Below are 19,388 nucleotides of genomic sequence, written 5' to 3' on the forward strand. Positions count from 1 at the left end.
CGTTTCCAGGGGAATTACTGGGGCAGGAATGCCACTTTCAAAACTCCCCTGATAAAGCCGCCGCAGGCGACCGGAAGATCCGAGCGGGCCGCCATTGCCGCGACGGCTTTGGCTGGGCCTTGCTTCAAGTCCGTTGGATGGACACACCGCCATCGACCACCATGGCCGTTCCCGTGACGAAGCTGGATGCATCCGACGCCAGGAACAGCGCTGCCGCTGCAATCTCCGCCGGGGTAGCCAGGCGCTTGAGGGCGTGCAGGTTTTCGACAAAGGCGCGTGCCTCGGGCGTGGGGGTGCTGGCGCGGCCCATGGGCGTGTCGGTGCCGCCGGGCAGCAGGGCGTTGGCCCGCAGGCCGCGGGGGCCGTATTCAGCCGCGATGACCTGGGTGAGGCCGACGAGGCCGGCCTTGCTGGCGGCATAGGCGCCCATGCCGGGCAGGCCCGCCGTGTAGCCCACGAAGGTGGAGGTGAAGATCAGCGAGCCGCCGCCGCGTGCCAGCAGGGCCGGTATCTGGTGCTTGGCGCCCAGAAAGGCGCTGGTGAGATTGGTGGCGATGGCCTCCTGCCAGGCCTGCAGCGACAGGTCGGGCAGGGCGCAGGGATCGCCCGTCATGCCGGCATTGTTGAAGGCGATGTCCAGGCCGCCAAAGCGCGCCGTGGCGGTTTCGACCAGGGCCCGGGCCAGCGGCTCGTCCCGCACGTCGCCGGCCAGCGCGATGGCCTGGCCGCCGTCCTGCTCTATCTCCGCCACCAGGGCCTGCAGTTCCGGCTGGCGGCGGGCCGTGAGCACCAGCCTGGCGCCGTGGCGTGCGAACAGCCTGGCGGCTTCGCGGCCTATGCCTGAGCTGGCGCCCGTGATGAGGGCGACTTTTCCGTGGAGTTGCTGTGACGATGGCTGCATCTGGCACCTTTTCTTTCCGTGAATGAGGGAAAGCGGTTTGTAGTGCGGCGCAGGCGCGGGCGCATCCCGTTTCTTGCACCGGTGCGGCGCCAATGCGGGCCGCACTCAGTCTTTGCCCAGGTCCAGGTGTGCGAACAGGTCGGCCAGCGTGGGCGTGGAGCGTGCGGGCCAGATGGCGCTGAGGTCCAGGCTGGGCAGGGACCGGCCATCGCGCACTTCGCAAAATCGCACGCCGCGAAAGTCCATGGAGCGTATCCAGCTGGGCAGCAGTGCCACGCCGCAGCCGCCGGCCACGCAGGCCAGCACGGTGAGGGTCCGGTTGGCCTCCTGCGCCACATGGGCTTCGTGGCCTGCCTTGCGCAGCGCGTCGAGGATGCCGGCATGCAGCACGGGCAGCTGGGCCTGCGGGTACATGACCAGCCCGGCCTCGGCGATCTGCGCCAGGCTGACCTGGCCGTCCTCGCCGATCTGGAATTCGTCGGGCACGGCGGCCACCAGGCGCTCGCGCAGCAGCTGGCGCTCGCGCATGCGCCCGCCCACGGCCACGGGTGTGTGCATGAGGCCGATGTCGATGGCGCCGGTCTGCAGGGCCTCGGCCTGCTCGGCATTGCTCATCTCGCGCAGGATGACGCGCACGCCGGGCGCCTGCTGCCGCAGCGCGCGCAGGGCGCGGGGCAGGGTGCCGAACAGCGCCGAAGACACCAGGCCCACGGTGAGCTGGCCTGCACTGCCCCTGGCGATCTCGCGCGCGCGGCTGGCGGCGGCATCTATGCGGGCCACGCTGGTGCGCACGTCATCCAGCATGGCCAGGGCGGCCGGCGTGGGCAGGGCGCCCTGGCGCGAGCGCTGGAACAGCTGCACGCCCAGGTCTTTCTCCATGCGGGCCAGGGTCTGGCTCAGCGCGGGCTGGGCAATGCCCAGCCAGTCGGCTGCGCGGCTGACGCTGCCCTGGTCCACCACCGCCAGAAAGTAGCGCAGATGCCGGGTTTCCATATCGATCCAGTATGAATAAATCCATTTTGAAGAATGGAAATATATATCCCCCGTTCCTAGAATCCGGCCGCATACCCCCTGCGCCGCATCCTGTGCCGCGCCACCCGCAAGGAGTTTTTCCCCGTGTCTTCCCTGCCCAGGTTCGCCATTGCTTCCAGCGTCGATACCCATGCCCATGTCTTCGAGCGCGGCCTGCCCATGCCCGATGTGCGCCGCTACGCGCCCGACGCAGATGCGTCCCTGGCCACGTATCTGCAGCACCTGGACACGCACGGCCTGGCCTATGGCGTGCTCGTGCAGCCCAGCTTCCTGGGCACGGACAACCGCTACATGCTCCAGGCCCTGCGCGCCCGGCCGCAGCGCCTGCGCGGCGTGGCCGTGGTCGATGACAACACGGGCGAGGACCACCTGCAGGCCCTGGCCGATGCCGGCGTGGTGGGCATGCGCCTGAACCTGATCGGCCTGCCTTTGCCTGATCTGAATGCGCCCGGTTGGCGCCGCGTGCTGGAGCAGGCCAACACCCTGGGCTGGCATGTGGAGCTGCACCTGCAGGCCGGGCGCTTGCCTGACCTGCTGCCCACCCTGCTGGCCGCCGGCTGCCGCGTGGTGGTCGACCACTTCGGGCGTCCTGACCCGGCCCTGGGCGTGCGCGACCCTGGCTTTGGCTATCTGCTGCAGCAGGCCGGCAGCGGCCGTGTGTGGGTCAAGCTGTCCGCGCCCTACCGCATCTGGCCCGCCGCCGACTGCGCCGCCTCGGGGCGGCAGGCCACCGCGCAGTTGCTGCAGGCCTTTGCGGCCGAGCGATTGCTCTGGGGCAGCGACTGGCCGCACACCCAGCACGCGGGCCAGGCCAGCTATCCGGCGGCCGTGCGCTGGATGCACGACTGGCTGGACCCGCTGGACGATGCCGCCTCGCTGCAGGCCGTGCTGGGCCGCAGCGCCGTCGAGCTGTTCCGATTTCCGAGCCCGATTCAAACCCAAGGAGACACACCATGAAATCCCTGTCCAGACGCACCGCCGGCCTGTGGGCGGCCGCAGGCCTGATCTCGGCCGTTGCCGGCATGGCCGCGCCAGCCGCTGCGGCTGCAGCGGCCAACTACCCCGAGCGCCCCGTCACCCTGGTCGTGACCTATCCGCCGGGCGGCACCGTCGATGTGGTGGCGCGCCTGATCGGCCCCCGTCTGTCTGCCGAGCTGGGCCAGCCCGTGGTGATCGAGAACCGGGGCGGGGCAGGCGGCATGATCGGCGGCGCCCAGGTGGCCAAGGCCCAGCCCGACGGCTACACGCTGATGCTCGATGCCTCCAACCACGCGCAGAATCCCGCTATTCACGCGCGCATGCAGTTCGATACGCTCAAGGCCTTCGCGCCGGTCTCGCTGCTGCTGCGCGTGCCCAATGTGCTGGTGGTGGCGCCATCGTCCCCCATCAAGAGCGTGCAGGACCTGATCCAGGCCGGCCGCTCCGAAGCGGGCGGGCATCTGTACTTTGCGTCGGCAGGCCCGGGCTCGGCCCAGCACCTGGCGGGCGAGCTGTTCAACCTGCTGGCCAGGACGCAGCTGCACCATGTGGCCTACAAGGGCGGCGGCCCGGCCATGATGGACGTGATGTCGGGCCAGGTGCCGCTGATGTTTGCCAGCATGGGCTCGGCCTGGCAGCACGTGAAGACCGGCAAGCTGCGCGCGGTGGCCGTGGGCGGGCTGGAGCGCTCCAAGGCCGCCCCCGAGCTGCCGACCATTGCCGAGTCGGGCGTGCCCGGCTACGAGACCTACGAGTGGAACGCCATCTTTGCGCCGGCCGGCACGCCGCCCGCCATCGTGAACCGGCTGTCCACGGTGCTGGCCAAGGTGCTGCGCGAGCCTGCCATCGTGGAGCGGCTCGCTGGCATAGGTGCCGAGCCCATAGGCTCCACGCCGGCCGAGCTGGAGACATTCCGCCGCGCCGAGATCGCCAAATGGCAGAAGGTGGTGAAGGACTCGCGGCTCAAGCTGGACTGAGCGCGTGCAGGCCAGAAAGCGGACCATTGCGGTTTGCTGTACACCGCAGGCAGCCCTGGCGCGTTGAGCAGGAACGGGCGCTGGCTTGAACGGGTTCTTACACCTTTTCAGGCGCAACGGCCCATGCGGCCCCAGGCGCTTGGTAGAAACGGGGCCTTTCCTGTTTCACCCCTTCAAAAAAACATGGCCATGCTCACCTTGCGATCCACCTTGCGCGCCGCGGCCGCCCTTGCGCTGGCCTGCTCGGCCCTTGCGGCCCAGGCGCAGACCTATATCAGCGGCTCGGTCTCGGGCCAGTTGGCTCCGGGTGTCTACGGCACCGTGGACATAGGCAATGCCCCGCCGCCGCCGCTGCTGTACCAGCGGCCCGTCATCATCGCGCCGGCGCCCATGGCCCCGCCGCCGGTCTACATGTGGGTGCCGCCCGGCCATGCCAAGCACTGGGGCAAGCACTGCGCACGCTACGGTGCCTGCGGCCGCCCGGTGTACTTCCTGCGCAATCCGCCGCCGCACTGGCGCGCCGGGCCGCCGCGCCACGATCCTCGCTGGCGCGAGGAGCGCCGCCACCGCGAATGGGAGCACCGCCGCGATGACCGCCGCTGGGACCGCCACGACCGCCATGATCGGCATGACCGCCACGACGACCACCGCGGCCGCGGGCATGGCCATGATCGCGGCCGGGGCCATGACCGCGATTGAGCGGCACTGCGCCCCAATAAGTTGTATCAAGCAGTTGCGGCGCCCCGGCGTCGCAGCCTGCGGCCCAGGCTTGGTGTTGAGCTATGCCGGTTTGCTATAGCTGCTAGCGGGCTTGCCCAGTAGTGCCTGGCCCGCGCCATGCTCACAATAGCTGTCATACCCATACTGATAGAGACAGCCATGCAAACGGCCATTCCCTGCCTGCTGATGCGGGGCGGTACTTCCAAGGGCCCTTTCTTCCGGGCCAGCGATCTTCCCTCCGACCTGCCCACGCGCGACCGCGTGCTGCTCGCGGCCATGGGCTCGCCCGACAGGCGCCAGATCGACGGCGTGGGTGGCGCGCATCCGCTGACCAGCAAGGTCGGCATCGTCAGCCTCTCCGACAAGGAGGGCATAGACCTCGAATTCCTCTTCGCCCAGCTGCAGCCCGACAAGGACACGGTGGACACCACGCCCAACTGCGGCAACATGCTGGCCGGCGTGGTTCCCTTTGCGCTGGAGACCGGCATGGTGCAGCCGCGTGGCGAGACCAGCACCTTCCGCGTGCTGACACTCAACACCGGCATGGCGGCCGACATCACCGTGCAGACGCCCGGCGGCCAGGTCGAGTACGAAGGCTCGGCCCGCATCGACGGCGCGCCCGGCAGCTCGGCACCCATCGAAATCAGTTTCCTGGACACGGCCGGCTCGGTCTGCTCTGGCCTGCTGCCCACGGGCAAGCCCCGGGACACGGTCACGGTGACGGGCGAGGGGTTCGAGCCCTTCACGCTCGACGTCACCTGCATAGACAACGGCATGCCGCTGGTGATCTTCAAGGCGTCCGATGTGGGCGCCACCGGGCAGGAGACCGTGGCCGAGCTCAACGCCGACACCGACCTCAAGCGCCGCATCGAGGCGCTGCGCCTGCAGATCTCGCAGACCATGGGCCTGGGCGATGTCTCGGCCAAGAACTATCCCAAGATGACCCTGATCGCGCCGCCCCAGCATGGCGGCGCGCTGACCACGCGCAGCTTCATCCCCCATGTCTGCCATGACGCCATCGGCGTGCTGGCGGCCGTCACCGTGGGCACGGCGGTGAAGATGCCGGGCACCGTGTGCGAGGGCGTGGCACAGCTGCAGCAGGGCACGGGTCCGCTCACCGTCTCGGTGGAGCATCCCACGGGCGAGTTCAGCGTCACGCTGGACAGCGACCCGGCCCATCCCGACGTAGTGACCAAGGCGGCCCTGCTGCGCACGGCGCGCCTGCTGATGCGTGGCGAGGTCATGGTGCCGCGCTCGGTCTGGGACGGCCGCAGGCAGGACTGAAGAAACAGCGCAGGGGCTTGCCGGCCCCTGCGGTGCAAGGGGCGGGCCGCGCGCGCAGATGCGGTATCCGCCAGGCTGAGAGACAGTGGAAGAGACAAGTCATGACATCCGTCCAGAAGGACGCCGCAGCAACCGGCGTCAATGTGCAGACCCTGCTCAACGAGCACCCGTTTTCGGGATTCCAGTGGGTGATCTTTGCGCTGTGTTTCCTGATCGTTCTGCTCGATGGCTTTGATACGGCGGCCATCGGCTATATCGCGCCCTCGCTGATCACCGAATGGGGCGTGAGCAAGCCCGCGCTGGCGCCCGTGCTCAGCGCTGCGCTGTTCGGCCTGGCCGCAGGCGCGATCTTCTCGGGCCCGCTGGCCGACCGCCTGGGCCGCAAGACCGTGCTCGTGGGCTCGGTCGCGGTGTTTGCCGTGGCCTGCCTGGGTTCCGGCTTTTCCCCCGACATCTGGACCCTGGCCGTGCTGCGCTTCGTCACCGGCCTGGGCCTGGGCGCCGCCATGCCCAATGCCGTCACGCTGATGAGCGAGTACTGCCCTGATTCGCGCCGTGCCACGCTGACCAACGCCATGTTTTGCGGATTTCCGCTGGGCGCGGCCTTCGGCGGCTTTCTGGCGGCCTGGATGATCCCGCATTTCGGCTGGCGCAGCGTGCTCATCCTGGGCGGTGCCGCGCCGCTGCTGCTGCTTGTGGCCCTGGTCGTGCTGCTGCCTGAATCCGTGCGCCACATGGTGGCCAACAACTACCCGGCCGATCGCATCCGCAAGGTGCTGGCGCGCATTGCCGGTGATGCCGTGCAGGGCGTGCAGCGTTTCGTGCTGACCGAGGCCAGGCCCGAGGCCCAGGCCGGCAGCGGCATGGGCGTGGTGCTGTCGCGCCAGTACCGCGTGGGCTCGGTGATGCTGTGGATCGCCTACTTCATGGGCCTGGTCATCTTCTACGCGCTGATGAACTGGATGCCCGTGCTGTTCAAGGAAGCGGGCCTGGACCCCAAGACCGGCACCCTGGTGGCGGCGCTGTTCCCGCTGGGCGGCGTGGGCGCCGTGCTGTTCGGCTGGCTCATGGACCGCTTCAATGCCAACCGCATCATCGCCATCGGCTATGCGCTGACGGCGGCCTCCATCTGGTGGATAGGCCAGACGGCCGGCCACCTGGGCTGGCTGGTGGTGGCCGTCTTCCTGGCCGGCACCATCATGAACACCGCCCAGTCGTCCATGCCGGCGCTGGCCGCCGCCTTCTATCCGACACGCGGCCGCGCCACGGGCGTGGCCTGGATGCTGGGCATCGGGCGCTTCGGCGGCATCGCGGGCTCCTTCCTGGTGGCCGAGCTGTCGGCGCGCCACATGGCCTTCAGCGAGATCTTTGCCGTGGTGGCCATTCCTGGCGTGATCGCCATGGCCGCCCTCATCATCAAGCAGTACAGCAGTCCCGAGCCGCAGGGCGGCGCGGTGCCTGCCACGCCCCTTCATTGACACATTTCCACCCCATAAAGACGCAGGAGACCCTCCGATGATCATCGACGTACACGGCCACTACACCACCGCGCCCGCGGCCCTGGGCGCCTGGCGCGACCTGCAGATCGCGGGACTCAAGGACCCGTCCAAGGCCCCGCGGGCCAGCGAGCTGAAGATCAGCGACGACGAGATCCGCGAGACCATCGAGACCAACCAGCTCAAGCTGATGAAGCAGCGCGGCTCCGATCTCACCATCTTCAGCCCGCGCGCCAGCTTCATGGCGCACCACATCGGCGACTTCGAGACATCGAGCACCTGGGCCGCCATCTGCAACGAGCTGTGCTACCGCGTCAGCCAGCTGTTCCCCGATCACTTCATCCCGGCCGCCATGCTGCCGCAGTCGCCCGGGGTGGACCCCAAGACCTGCATTCCCGAGCTGGTCAAGTGCGTGGAGCAGTACGGCAACGTGGGCATCAACCTGAACCCCGATCCGTCAGGCGGCCACTGGACCTCGCCCCCGCTGTCGGACCGCTCCTGGTACCCCATCTACGAAAAGATGGTGGAGTACGACATCCCGGCCATGGTCCACGTCTCCACCAGCTGCAACGCGTGCTTCCACACCACGGGCGCCCACTATCTGAATGCCGACACCACGGCCTTCATGCAGTGCCTGACCAGCGACCTGTTCAAGGACTTCCCCACGCTCAAGTTCCTGATCCCCCATGGCGGCGGTGCCGTGCCCTACCACTGGGGCCGTTTCCGCGGCCTGGCGCAGGAACTCAAGAAGCCGCTGCTGGACGAGCACCTGCTCAACAACATCTTCTTCGACACCTGCGTCTACCACCAGCCGGGCATCGACCTGCTGACCAAGGTGATCCCGGTCAAGAACATCCTGTTTGCCAGCGAGATGATCGGTGCCGTGCGCGGCATCGATCCGACCACGGGCCACTACTACGACGACACCAAGCGCTACATCGAGGCCACGGCCAACCTCACCGAAGAAGAGCGCTACCAGGTCTACGAAGGCAACGCGCGCCGCGTGTTCCCGCGCCTGGACGCCGCCCTCAAGCAAAAGGGCCTGTAAGCAGGCCGCCACCACAGATCAAGGAGAACACCATGTACGAACTCGGTGTGGTTTACCGCAACATCCAGCGCGCCGACCGCGCGGCCGCCGACGGCCTGGCCGCCCTGGGCTCGGCCACCGTCCACGAGGCCATGGGCCGCGTGGGCCTGCTCAAGCCCTATATGCGTCCCATCTACGCGGGCCAGCAGGTCTCGGGCACGGCCGTCACCGTGCTGCTGCAGCCCGGCGACAACTGGATGATGCATGTGGCCGCAGAGCAGATCCAGCCCGGCGACATCGTGGTCGCGGCCGTGACCTCGGAATGCACGGACGGCTACTTCGGCGACCTGCTGGCCACCAGCTTCCAGGCGCGCGGCGCGCGTGCACTGATCATCGATGCCGGCGTGCGCGACGTGAAGACGCTGCAGGAAATGAACTTCCCCGTGTGGAGCCGCGCCATCTCCTCCAAGGGCACGATCAAGGCCACGCTGGGCTCGGTCAACATCCCCGTGGTCTGCGCAGGCATGTGGGTCACGCCCGGCGACGTGATCGTGGCCGACGATGACGGCGTGGTCTGCGTGCCCGCCGCCAAGGCCGCCGAAACCCTGGCTGCCGCGCAAAAGCGCGAGAGCTTCGAGGGCGAGAAGCGCGCCAAGCTGGCTTCCGGCGTGCTGGGCCTGGACATGTACAAGATGCGCGAGCCGCTCGAAAAGGCCGGCCTTCGTTACATCGATTGAAGGAGGGAATATGAGCGCTTTTGAAAAGACCCCCGGCTGGCTGGACTGGTACGCCGGCCCCTCCAAGCCCAAGTTCCAGGTGCCCGCAGGCGCTGTCGATGCCCACTGCCACGTCTTCGGCCCCGGCGATGAATTCCCGTTCGCGCCCGAGCGCAAGTACACGCCCTGCGATGCCAGCAAGCAGCAGCTGTTCGCGCTGCGCGACCACCTGGGCTTTGCGCGCAACGTCATCGTGCAGGCCACCTGCCACGGCGCCGACAACCGCGCCATGGTCGATGCCTGCAAGGCCGCCAACGGCAAGGCGCGCGGCGTGGCCACGGTGCGCCGTAGCGTGACCGACGAGGAACTGCAGGAACTGCACGCCGCCGGCGTGCGCGGCGTGCGCTTCAACTTCGTCAAGCGCCTGGTGGACTTCACGCCCAAGGACGAGCTGATGGAGATCGCGGGCCGCATCGCCAAGCTCGGCTGGCATGTGGTCATCTACTTCGAGGCCGTGGACCTGCCCGAGCTGTGGGATTTCTTCACCAGCCTGCCCACCACCGTGGTCGTGGACCACATGGGCCGCCCCGACGTGAGCAAGCCCGTGGACGGGCCCGAGTTCGAGCTGTTCCTCAAGTTCATGCGCGAGCACCAGAACGTCTGGAGCAAGGTCAGCTGCCCCGAGCGCCTGTCCGTCACCGGCCCCAAGGCGCTGGACGGCGAGCAAAATGCCTACCGTGACGTGGTGCCCTTCGCCCGCCGCGTGGTCGAGGAATTCCCCGACCGCGTGCTGTGGGGAACCGACTGGCCCCACCCCAATCTGAAGGACCACATGCCCGACGACGGTCTGCTGGTCGATTTCATCCCGCACATTGCACCGACTGCCGAGCTGCAGAAGAAGCTGCTGGTCGACAACCCCATGCGTCTGTACTGGCCCGAAGAAGCCTGATGGCGACCATGTCCGGCCTGGGTGCCGGACATATTCAAGGAGATATCCATGGCATTGGACAAACCCTATCTGGACGTGCCCGGCACCATCATTTTTGATGCCGAGCAGTCCCGCAAAGGCTACTGGCTCAACCAGTTCTGCATGTCGCTGATGAAGGCCGAGAACCGCGAGCGCTTCAAGGCCGACGAGCGTGCCTACCTGGACGAATGGGCCATGAGCGAGGAACAGAAGCAGGCCGTGCTGGCCCGCGACCTCAACTGGTGCATGCGCACGGGCGGCAACATCTACTTCCTGGCCAAGATCGGCGCCACGGATGGCAAGAGCTTCCAGCAAATGGCCGGCTCCATGACCGGCATGTCGGAAGAGGAATACCGCAACATGATGGTGAGCGGAGGCCGTTCGGCCGAAGGCAACCGCCGCGTGGGCGAGGAGGGCGATGCCCAGGCCCACCGCCAGCCGCAGGGCAAGGCCGGCAGCGTGGACAAGAACAACAAGGAAGGCAACTGAAATGGCGCGCATCACCGCATCCGTCTACACCTCGCATGTGCCCGCCATCGGCGCGGCCATGGACCTGGGCAAGGTGGGCGACCCCTATTGGCAGCCGCTGTTCAAGGGCTTCGAGCACTCGCGCCAATGGCTCAAGGACAACAAGCCCGACGTGATCTTCCTGGTCTACAACGACCACGCGACCGCGTTCAGCCTGGACTTCATCCCGACGTTTGCCATCGGCACGGCCGCGGAATACCAGCCCGCCGACGAAGGCTGGGGCCCGCGCCCCGTGCCCAAGGTCATCGGCCATCCGGAACTGGCCAGCCACATTGCGCAGTCGGTGATCCAGCAGGACTTCGACCTGACCATCGTCAACAAGATGGACGTGGACCACGGCCTGACCGTGCCGCTGTCGCTGATGTGCGGCGAGCAGGACGCGCGCACGGGCGCCTGGCCCTGCCCGGTGATTCCGTTTGCCGTCAACGTGGTGCAGTACCCCGTGCCGTCGGGCCAGCGCTGCTTCAACCTGGGCCGCGCCATCCGCCGCGCCGTGGAAAGCTTCGACGAAGACCTGAACGTGCAGATCTGGGGCACGGGTGGCATGAGCCACCAGCTGCAGGGCGCGCGTGCGGGCCTGATCAACAAGGAGTGGGACAACCGCTTCCTGGACCTGCTGATCGAGAACCCTGCCGGCCTGGCCAAGATGCCGCATATCGACTACGTGCGCGAGGCCGGCTCCGAAGGCATCGAGCTGGTGATGTGGCTGATCGCGCGCGGCGCCATGGCCGATGTGGACGGCCCCGCGCCGCTGCCCAAGGTCAACCACCGCTTCTACCATGTGCCGGCATCGAACACCGCTGTCGGACATCTCATCCTGGAGAACGGCTGAGGCCCCCACGTTCATCACTGCGTGTATTCACTGCCCCCCGAGGGGGCCTTCGCCTCCTTGAGGCGGCTCTACGGAGACTCATATGAGCAACAAGACCATCAAAGTCGCCCTGGCGGGCGCCGGTGCCTTCGGCATCAAGCACCTGGACGGCATCAAGAACATCGACGGCGTGGAAGTCGTCTCCCTGGTGGGCCGCGAGCTGGCCAAGACCCAGGAAGTGGCCGACAAGTACGGCATCCAGCATGTGACCACCGAGCTGGCCGACAGCCTGGCCCTGCCCGAGGTGGATGCCGTCATCCTGTGCACGCCCACGCAGATGCACGCCGCCCAGGCCATCGAATGCCTGAAGGCCGGCAAGCATGTGCAGGTGGAGATCCCGCTGGCAGACAGCCTCAAGGACGCCCAGGCCGTGGCCGATCTGCAAAAGCAGACCGGCCTGGTGGCCATGTGCGGCCACACGCGCCGCTTCAACCCCAGCCACCAGTGGGTGCACAAGAAGATCGCGGCCGGCGAGTTCAACATCCAGCAGATGGATGTGCAGACCTACTTCTTCCGCCGCACCAACATGAACGCGCTGGGCCAGGCCCGCAGCTGGACCGATCACCTGCTGTGGCACCATGCCGCCCACACCGTGGACCTGTTCGCCTACCAGGCCGGCAGCCCCATCGTGAAGGCCAACGCCGTGCAAGGCCCCATCCACCCGGAACTGGGCATTGCCATGGACATGAGCATCCAGCTCAAGGCCGCCAATGGCGCCATCTGCACGCTGAGCCTGTCGTTCAACAACGACGGCCCGCTGGGCACCTTCTTCCGCTACATCGGTGACACCGGTACCTATATCGCGCGCTATGACGACCTCGTCAACGGCAAGGAAGAGAAGATCGACGTTTCCAAGGTCGACGTGTCCATGAACGGCATCGAGCTGCAGGACCGCGAGTTCTTCGCCGCCATCCGCGAAGGCCGCGAGCCCAATTCCAGCGTGGCCCAGGTGCTGCCCTGCTATCAGGTCCTGCACGATCTGGAAAAACAGCTCACCCCCTGAGCCGCTTCGCGTCTTCCCCCTGAAAGGGGGACGACACCCTCGGTGCGGGGCGGCCCTTCCTCGGTGTCTCTGAGTTGGGCCGCGCCAGTTTTACGCGTATTTGATCGTAGGAGAGCGATGCCACTTGGGCGTGGCACGACGATCATGTTTCCACCCGGAGTACCGCAATGACCGATTCCTCCTCCAGCAGCCGGGAAGACGTGCCCGAGGCGTCCAATCGCCTCGGGATCGACGGCATAGAGTTCATCGAGTACACGACCAGCCAGCCCCAGGCCCTGGGCCAGGTGCTGGAGGGGCTGGGCTTTCGCCCCGTGGCGCGGCACCGCTCGCGCGAGGTGACGCTGTACCGGCAGGGGGACATGAACCTGGTGGTCAATGCGGGCGCTGCCGATGCGCTGGCCCATGCCGCCTCGGACGGGCAGCCCGTCATCTCGGCCGTGGCGCTGCGCGTGCAGGATGCCCTGCAGGCGCATACGCGCTGCATCGAGCTGGGAGCCTGGGCGGCGCCCAGCCAGGCCCAGGCGATGGAGCTGCATATTCCGGCCATCCACGGCCCGGGTGGCAGCCGCTTCTACTTTGTCGATCGATGGCAGGAGTTCTCCATCTATGACATCGATTTCAAGCCCGTTGCCGGGGCCGATCCCCATCCGCCGGCGCTGGCCGGCCTGGGCTATTTCGGCGTGGTCCAGTACATAGGGCGTGGCCGCAGCGCCGACTGGATCACCTACTTCGAACGCATGTTCGACTTCCACCTGCTGCCCGATGCGCAGCGCTTCGGCATCCTGCCCAAGGGCAAGCTCATGCGCAGTCCCTGCAAGCGCTTCCTGTGGCAGCTCATCGAGCCCGATCCGGGCCTGGAGTGGGACGACATGCCCGAGCGCCTGCAGCGCATCGGCCTGGGCACCACCGACGTGCCTGCTGCCGTGCAGGCCTTGCGCCAGCGCGGCGTGGAGTTCGTGGAATCGAGCCGCCTGCACCCCGATGACCGCGGCGCGCTCACGCGCAACGCCATGGGTACCGTGGTGTTCGAGCTGGTGCACCGCGACGCCTAGCGCAAAGCCTGGCGCGCCGCCGTCCGATTCAACCGCCGATACACACAACGATCCTGGAGGGCAACATGGGCTTGCTGGACAGCTATGGCATGGACACCATCACTCTGAATGGCTCGCTGGAGGCCAAGCTCGACGCCATCCGGCGCGCGGGCTTCACCCAGGTCATGCTCAGTGCGCGCGACCTGGCCGGCCACCCCGGCGGCGTCAAGGCGGCTGCGGCGGCGGTGCGCGCCAGCGGCCTGCGGCCCACGGGCTTTCAGGTGCTGCGCGACTTCGAGGGCCTGTCCGACCATCTGCACCACTACAAGGTGGACATCGCCAAATCCATGCTGGAGATGTGCGCCGAGATCGGCAGCCCCGTGCTGCTGGCCTGCTCGTCCACCTCGCGCCATGCCACGGGCGATCTCGACGTGATTGCGCGCGACCTGCGCAAGCTGGCCATGCTCGGCATTCCGCTGGGCGTGAAGATCGCCTACGAGGGCCTGTCCTGGGGCCGCAACGTCAACGAATTCACCACCAGCTGGGACGTGGTCTGCCGCGCCGACATGTCCAACCTGGGCATCGGCCTGGACTCCTTCCACATCCTGGCTGCCAAGACGCCGCTGGATGCGCTGGAGCTGATCGACCGCGACAAGATCTTCCTGGTGCAGCTGTCCGACTTCATGTGGCATGACGCGCCCACCTTCGAAGAGCGCATGGCCACGGCGCGCACCTTCCGCGTGTTTCCGGGCGAGGGCGTGCACAGCGAGCGCCTGGCCGACCTGGTGCTGCGCCTGGACCGCCTGGGCTACCGTGGCGACTACAGCTTCGAGGTCTTCAACGACGACTACCAGCAACTGCCGCTGGACACCGTGGCCGAGCGCGCGCGCCGCAGCGCGCAGTGGCTCAACGACGACGTGCTGCACCGGCCCGTGCCGCTGCCAGCCTGGGCGCGCACGGGCGTGCGGGGCGCTGCGGTTTGACGGCAAAATCGTTGTGCGAATGCACTGCAAGGGAGCGCCGGCCGCTCCCTTTCTTCTTTTCCCTGTGAGCCACCATGACCAACCTGTCCACACGAAACCTGGGTCCCTTCTCCGTCAGCGCCGTCGGCCTGGGCTGCATGAACCTCAGCCACGCCTATGGCCATCCGCCGTCGCCCGAGCAGGGCAAGGCCGTGCTGCATGCGGCGCTGGACGCCGGTGTCACGCTGTTCGACACGGCGGCGCTGTATGGCTTCGGCGCCAATGAATCCCTGGTCGGCCCCGTGCTCAAGTCCCACCGCAACCACATCACCCTGGCCAGCAAATGCGGCATGGCCGGCGTGCGCGGCGACGACGGCGTGGTGCGCCGCGTGATCGATGGCCACCCCAGGACCCTGCGCCGCAATTGCGAAGACAGCCTGCAGCGCCTGGGCACCGATGTCATCGACCTCTACTACCTGCACCGCTGGGACCGCCGCGTGCCCATCGAGGAATCGGTGGGCGAGATGTCGCGCCTGGTGGAAGAGGGCAAGGTGCGCGCCCTGGGCCTGTCCGAGATCGGCGCCGACGCGCTGCGCCGCGCCCATGCCACCTTCCCCATCGCCGCGCTGCAAAGCGAGTATTCGCTGTGGTCGCGCAATGCCGAGCTGGGCACGCTGCAGGCCTGCAAGGAACTGGGCATTGCCTACGTGGCCTTCAGCCCGCTGGGCCGCGCCTTCCTCACCGGCAAGCTCCAGGAGGTCGAGGGCCTGGTCAAGGGCGATATCCGCGCCGCCATGCCGCGCTTTGCGCCCGAGGCCTATGCGAAGAACCTGCAGCTGCTCGCGCCCATGCAGTCCATTGCCGAGCGCGCCGACTGCACGCTGGCCGAGCTGGCCATCGCCTGGGTGCTGCATCAGGGCGAGCATGTGATTGCCCTGCCGGGCACCACCAGCGTGGACCACCTGCACGAAGACCTGCGCGGCGGCGCCGTGCGCCTGGACGCTGCCCTGCTGGCCGAACTGGACGACCTCTTCAAGCCCGAGCGCATCCAGGGCGATCGCTATGCCGTGGCCTCGCAGCGCGAGGTGGATACGGAAAAGTACGCGTTCGAGACCGTCTGAACACGCCGCAGGCCGCTCATGGCATGGATGCGGCCAGGTCGAATGGCGCCGTGGGCGTGCCCTGGTGGAAGCGCATCTGCCAGCCCCGCGCCGTGCGCAGCCAGACCGAGGAGCGCAGCGTATGCCGGCCGGCCGTTCCATCCTCGGCCACGCTGGCCGAGCGGTAGGTCAGCAGCGCGCTGTCCGGTCCCAGGCACGCCAGCGCAAAGCCGCCTGACACCAGCCGGGCAGGGGCCCCTGCTGGCAAGGCGGCCACCAGGCCGTCCACGGTGGCGGCCCGGTCGTGCATGCCGCCCGATCGGCCGAATTCCAGGAAGTCTTCATGCAGCAGCGCCTGCAGCTGGCCTGCGTCCGATCGCACCTGCGGATCGTGCAGCCGCACTTCCAGTGCCTGCAGATGCTGCAGCAGATGGTCGTCGCCGCCATGCATGTCCAGGCCAGGAAGTTGCGCCATGGCCGTGTTGTTCACCATCAGATCAGATCCCGCATGGCCTGCGCCGTCTCGCGCAGCATGGGCAGCACGCGCGCCACGGCGTCCTTGCCGGTTTCGCGGCCCATGGGCATGGTGATGTTGAGGGCGCCGGCCAGCGCGCCGTGGCGGTCGCGCAGCGGCACGGCAATGCCGCGCGAGTCCAGGTTCAGCTGCTGCTCGCACAGGGCCCAGTCCTGGGTGCGGATCAAGGCCAGCTCGCGGCGCATTTCGGCGGGGCAGGTGATGGTGTGCGAGGTGAAGACCGTCAGCGCGCGGTTGTCCAGCCAGTGCTCCAGCTCGGCGTCGCTGCGCATGGACAGCATCAGCATGCCGGCCGCCGTGACCTGGGCCGGCACGCGCGCGCCCAGCACATAGCCGGTGTTCATGTTGCGGTTGGGTCCGTTGCGCGCGATGTAGACCACCTCGTCGTCGTCCAGCACAGCCAGGTAGGCGGTTTCATGGGTGCCGGCGGCCACGCGCTGCAGGAACGGCTGGACGATGCGCGGCAGCCGCGCCGACTCCAGGTACGACTGCCCCAGCCGCAGCACGCGCGGCGTGAGCCAGAACAGCTTGCCGTCCCCCGCCACGTAGCCCATGTGCTGCAGCGTCAGCAGGTAGCGCCGCGCGGCGGTGCGCGTCATGCCCGTGCGCTGGCCGGCCTCGGCGGCCGTCATGCGCGGGTGGGCGTCGTCAAAGGCTTCGATGATCGATACGCCGCGTTCCAGTCCGGCAATCCAGTCGCGCTGGGCGAGGGTGGAAGGTGTTGTCATGACGGTTTTGATTTTTCCGGATTAACCCTGGGTGCGTGCGATTATCGAACAGCGCCGTGCGATCAGCGCACATGCCTTTCGAAATTGGCTTGGGCGCATCCATAGGCGGGAACTACATTTTTTACATCCCGCCGGCCTGGCCGCAAGCATCGGGCAGGGGCCTTTTCTACATGGAGGAGACAACACATGAGCGCAACCCCGATACACACACAGCCCACCGGGCACCAGCCGCGCAAGGCCGCCACCAGCGGCTGGATAGGCTCGGCCCTGGAGTACTACGACTTCTTCATCTACGCCACGGCGGCTGCGCTGATCTTTCCGCAGATCTTCTTTCCGCAGGGTGATCCGGCGATTGCCATCATCGCCTCGCTGGCCACCTATGGCGTGGGCTATGTGGCGCGGCCCATCGGCGCCTTTGTGCTGGGCCACCTGGGCGATACGCACGGGCGCAAGCAGGTGCTGGTGTGGTGCATGTTCCTGATGGGCTTTTCCACCATCGCCGTGGGCCTGCTGCCCACCTATGACCAGGTCGGCCTGTGGGCGCCCGCGCTGCTGGTGCTGATGCGGCTGATCCAGGGCTTTGCGGTGGCCGGCGAGATCTCGGGCGCCAGCTCCATGATCCTGGAGCATGCCCCGTTCGGGCGGCGCGGCTTCTTCGCCAGCTTCACGCTGCAGGGCGTGCAGGCCGGCCAGATCCTGGCAGCGGCCGTGTTCCTGCCGCTGGCGCACTACATGCCTCCCGAGCAGTTCAACAGCTGGGGCTGGCGCATTCCCTTCATCCTGAGCTTCGTCGTCATCATCGCGGGCTGGATCATCCGCCGCGAGGTCAACGAGACCCCGGCCTTCACGGCAGCAGGGCGCAGCGAGGCGCGTCCGCGTTCGCCCGTGGTCGAGGCCTTCCGCCACCATTCGCCCGACATGCTGCGCGTGGTCTGCATGGCGCTGATGAACGTGATCCCCGTGGTGGCCACCATCTTCGGTGCCGCCTATGCGGTGCAGCCCGCCTACGGCATCGGCTTCGCCAAGGACATGTACCTGTGGATTCCCGTGGTGGGCAACATCGTCGCGGTGCTGGTGATCCCCATGGTGGGCAACCTGTCCGACCGCATCGGCCGGCGCCCGCCCATCATCTTCGGCGCGCTGCTGTCGGGCCTGCTGGCCATCGGCTACCTCTACGCCATCAGCGAACGCAACATGCCGCTGGCCTTCGCCATGTCCATCCTGATGTGGGGCGTGGTCTACCAGGGCTACAACGCGGTGTTCCCCAGCTTCTACCCCGAGCTGTTCCCCACCCGCACCCGTGTCTCGGCCATGGCCATCTCGCAGAACGTGGGCACGGCCATCACCGCCATGCTGCCCGCGCTGTTCACGGCCGTGGCGCCTCCGGGTGCGCACAACATCTGGCTGACCGTGGGCCTGATCGCCTTCGGCATCACCGTGGTGGCCGCCCTGGCCGCGTGGAGCGCCCGCGAGACCTACCGCGTGCGCATGGAAGACCTGGGCGAGGCCGGTGCGCAGCCCGTGGCAGCTGCCGAGTACGACCGCCTGCGCAACCAGGCCCTGGCCCAGTCCGGCCGCTGAATCCTGCAACCCAAGGCATCCGAAGGCCCCAGGAAATGATTTCCGGAAAAACCACCCTCATCGCGCACATCGGCGACCCGACCGAGACCTTCAAGTCGCCCATGATCTACAACCCGTGGTTCGACAGCCGGGGCATTGATGCCTGCGTCGTGCCCATGGGCGTGAAGGCGGCGCATTTCGCCGGCGACTTTGCCGCCATCATGCGTTTCACCAACCTGCGCGGCGCGCTGATCACCATGCCGCACAAGGTGTCCGTGGTGGACCTGGTGCACGAGGTCACGCCCGCCGTGCACATTGCAGGCGCCTGCAATGCCGTGCTGCGGCGCGAGGACGGCACGCTGCTGGGCGACCAGTTCGACGGCGCGGGCTTTGTGCGCGGCGTGCTGCGCAAGGGGCGGCAGCTGCAGGGCGCGCGGGTGCTGATTTCCGGGGCGGGTGGAGTGGGCTCGGCGATTGCCGCCTCGCTGGCGGCGGCCGGCGTGGGCGAGCTGATGCTGTTCGACACGCGGGACGAGAGCGCGCAGGCCCTGGCCGGGCGGCTCGCTGCCTACTACCCGAGGATGAAGGTGGGCACGGGCTCCAGGGACCCGCAGGGCTTTGACGTGGTCGTCAACGCCACGCCGCTGGGCATGAAGGACGATGACCCGCTGCCGTTCGATGTGCAGCGCATCGCGCCCGCCACCTTTGTGGGCGAGGTGGTGATGAAGTCCGAGTTCACGCCGCTGCTGCGCGCCGTGCGCGACAAGGGCTGCGACTTCCAGGTGGGCACGGACATGCTGTTCGAGATGATTCCCGCCTACCTCGAATTCTTCGGCTTCGGCAGCGCCACGCCCGACCAGCTGCGCGCCACCGCCCACATCTCCTACTGATCCAGCCGACAGACAACCGGCCCTGAATGCGTCCAGGGCAGGGCGCAGCCACGCCCGAAAAAGCATTTTTCACAGAGAAGGA

General features: G+C 67.6%; 20 protein-coding genes. 16 read left to right on the forward strand and 4 right to left on the reverse strand.

From position 1 onward, the window contains the following. Nucleotides 1-124: 124 nt before the first annotated feature. Nucleotides 125-901, reverse strand: a complete 777-nt coding sequence (locus tag ACRSCF_RS11300; RefSeq protein WP_016454678.1) for an SDR family oxidoreductase — start codon at nucleotides 899-901, stop codon at nucleotides 125-127. Nucleotides 902-1,006: 105 nt separating this feature from the next. Next, nucleotides 1,007-1,894 (reverse strand): LysR family transcriptional regulator, encoded by an 888-nt coding sequence (locus tag ACRSCF_RS11305; protein WP_016450439.1) that lies wholly within the window; start codon nucleotides 1,892-1,894, stop codon nucleotides 1,007-1,009. A 123-nt stretch (nucleotides 1,895-2,017) separates the two neighbouring features. On the opposite strand from ACRSCF_RS11305, the gene ACRSCF_RS11310 reads away from it, so the two are divergent. The 14 genes from ACRSCF_RS11310 to ACRSCF_RS11375 all read left to right on the forward strand — a co-directional run bounded on the left by ACRSCF_RS11310 (nucleotide 2,018) and on the right by ACRSCF_RS11375 (nucleotide 15,614). Next, entirely contained in the window at nucleotides 2,018-2,890 is an 873-nt protein-coding gene (locus ACRSCF_RS11310; protein ID WP_034368090.1) for an amidohydrolase family protein, read from the forward strand. Beyond that, nucleotides 2,887-3,888, forward strand: a complete 1,002-nt coding sequence (locus tag ACRSCF_RS11315; RefSeq protein WP_016450437.1) for a tripartite tricarboxylate transporter substrate binding protein — start codon at nucleotides 2,887-2,889, stop codon at nucleotides 3,886-3,888. Before ACRSCF_RS11310 ends, ACRSCF_RS11315 begins: the two co-directional genes overlap by 4 nt. 183 nt (nucleotides 3,889-4,071) lie before the next feature. Continuing rightward, nucleotides 4,072-4,587 (forward strand): hypothetical protein, encoded by a 516-nt coding sequence (locus tag ACRSCF_RS11320; RefSeq protein ID WP_016450436.1) that lies wholly within the window; start codon nucleotides 4,072-4,074, stop codon nucleotides 4,585-4,587. A gap of 180 nt (nucleotides 4,588-4,767) precedes the next feature. Then, the gene (locus ACRSCF_RS11325; protein WP_016450435.1) at nucleotides 4,768-5,892 is read left to right on the forward strand and encodes a 4-oxalomesaconate tautomerase; all 1,125 of its coding nucleotides are present in this window, start codon (nucleotides 4,768-4,770) and stop codon (nucleotides 5,890-5,892) included. 101 nt (nucleotides 5,893-5,993) lie between these two features. Then, nucleotides 5,994-7,370, forward strand: coding sequence for an MFS transporter (locus ACRSCF_RS11330; protein ID WP_016454680.1), 1,377 nt, complete (start codon nucleotides 5,994-5,996; stop codon nucleotides 7,368-7,370). A gap of 37 nt (nucleotides 7,371-7,407) precedes the next feature. Next, complete coding sequence (locus ACRSCF_RS11335; protein ID WP_016454681.1) at nucleotides 7,408-8,436, forward strand: amidohydrolase family protein; 1,029 nt, start codon at nucleotides 7,408-7,410, stop codon at nucleotides 8,434-8,436. 32 nt (nucleotides 8,437-8,468) lie between these two features. Beyond that, nucleotides 8,469-9,152 carry a 4-carboxy-4-hydroxy-2-oxoadipate aldolase/oxaloacetate decarboxylase gene (ligK, locus tag ACRSCF_RS11340; RefSeq protein WP_012206250.1) on the forward strand — a complete coding sequence of 228 codons (684 nt, stop codon included), beginning with the start codon at nucleotides 8,469-8,471 and terminating at the stop codon, nucleotides 9,150-9,152. Nucleotides 9,153-9,162: 10 nt separating this feature from the next. Next, on the forward strand, nucleotides 9,163-10,080 hold the full coding sequence (locus tag ACRSCF_RS11345) for an amidohydrolase family protein (protein WP_016450432.1): 918 nt from the start codon (nucleotides 9,163-9,165) through the stop codon (nucleotides 10,078-10,080). Nucleotides 10,081-10,128: 48 nt separating this feature from the next. Then, nucleotides 10,129-10,587, forward strand: a complete 459-nt coding sequence (ligA, locus tag ACRSCF_RS11350) for a protocatechuate 4,5-dioxygenase subunit alpha (RefSeq protein WP_016450431.1) — start codon at nucleotides 10,129-10,131, stop codon at nucleotides 10,585-10,587. Nucleotide 10,588: 1 nt separating this feature from the next. Then, nucleotides 10,589-11,458: a class III extradiol dioxygenase subunit beta gene (locus ACRSCF_RS11355; protein ID WP_047472058.1), complete on the forward strand. Its 870-nt coding sequence runs from the start codon at nucleotides 10,589-10,591 to the stop codon at nucleotides 11,456-11,458. Nucleotides 11,459-11,540: 82 nt separating this feature from the next. Next, nucleotides 11,541-12,500 carry a Gfo/Idh/MocA family oxidoreductase gene (locus ACRSCF_RS11360; RefSeq protein WP_016450429.1) on the forward strand — a complete coding sequence of 320 codons (960 nt, stop codon included), beginning with the start codon at nucleotides 11,541-11,543 and terminating at the stop codon, nucleotides 12,498-12,500. 167 nt (nucleotides 12,501-12,667) lie between these two features. Further along, nucleotides 12,668-13,552: a 4-hydroxyphenylpyruvate dioxygenase gene (locus tag ACRSCF_RS11365; RefSeq protein ID WP_034366790.1), complete on the forward strand. Its 885-nt coding sequence runs from the start codon at nucleotides 12,668-12,670 to the stop codon at nucleotides 13,550-13,552. Between the two features lie 65 nt (nucleotides 13,553-13,617). Further along, nucleotides 13,618-14,514: a sugar phosphate isomerase/epimerase family protein gene (locus tag ACRSCF_RS11370; RefSeq protein WP_016450427.1), complete on the forward strand. Its 897-nt coding sequence runs from the start codon at nucleotides 13,618-13,620 to the stop codon at nucleotides 14,512-14,514. Between the two features lie 74 nt (nucleotides 14,515-14,588). After that, on the forward strand, nucleotides 14,589-15,614 hold the full coding sequence (locus ACRSCF_RS11375) for an aldo/keto reductase (RefSeq protein ID WP_034366787.1): 1,026 nt from the start codon (nucleotides 14,589-14,591) through the stop codon (nucleotides 15,612-15,614). Between the two features lie 16 nt (nucleotides 15,615-15,630). Here the strand turns inward: ACRSCF_RS11375 and ACRSCF_RS11380 are convergent, their stop codons facing one another. Next, the gene (locus tag ACRSCF_RS11380) at nucleotides 15,631-16,068 is read right to left on the reverse strand and encodes a DUF4440 domain-containing protein (protein ID WP_223275281.1); all 438 of its coding nucleotides are present in this window, start codon (nucleotides 16,066-16,068) and stop codon (nucleotides 15,631-15,633) included. A gap of 17 nt (nucleotides 16,069-16,085) precedes the next feature. Next, complete coding sequence (locus ACRSCF_RS11385; protein ID WP_012206241.1) at nucleotides 16,086-16,856, reverse strand: IclR family transcriptional regulator domain-containing protein; 771 nt, start codon at nucleotides 16,854-16,856, stop codon at nucleotides 16,086-16,088. Between the two features lie 186 nt (nucleotides 16,857-17,042). Here ACRSCF_RS11385 and ACRSCF_RS11390 point away from each other — a divergent pair, with 186 nt between their 5' ends. Continuing rightward, a complete protein-coding gene (locus ACRSCF_RS11390; protein WP_016450424.1) occupies nucleotides 17,043-18,437 on the forward strand; it encodes an MFS transporter in 1,395 nt (464 codons plus the stop codon). 35 nt (nucleotides 18,438-18,472) lie between these two features. After that, nucleotides 18,473-19,306 carry a shikimate dehydrogenase family protein gene (locus ACRSCF_RS11395; RefSeq protein ID WP_244388051.1) on the forward strand — a complete coding sequence of 278 codons (834 nt, stop codon included), beginning with the start codon at nucleotides 18,473-18,475 and terminating at the stop codon, nucleotides 19,304-19,306. Nucleotides 19,307-19,388 lie beyond the last annotated feature (82 nt).

The organism is Delftia sp. 11MD (genome assembly GCF_050907895.1).
Taxonomy (GTDB): Bacteria; Pseudomonadota; Gammaproteobacteria; order Burkholderiales; family Burkholderiaceae_C; genus Comamonas; species Comamonas tsuruhatensis.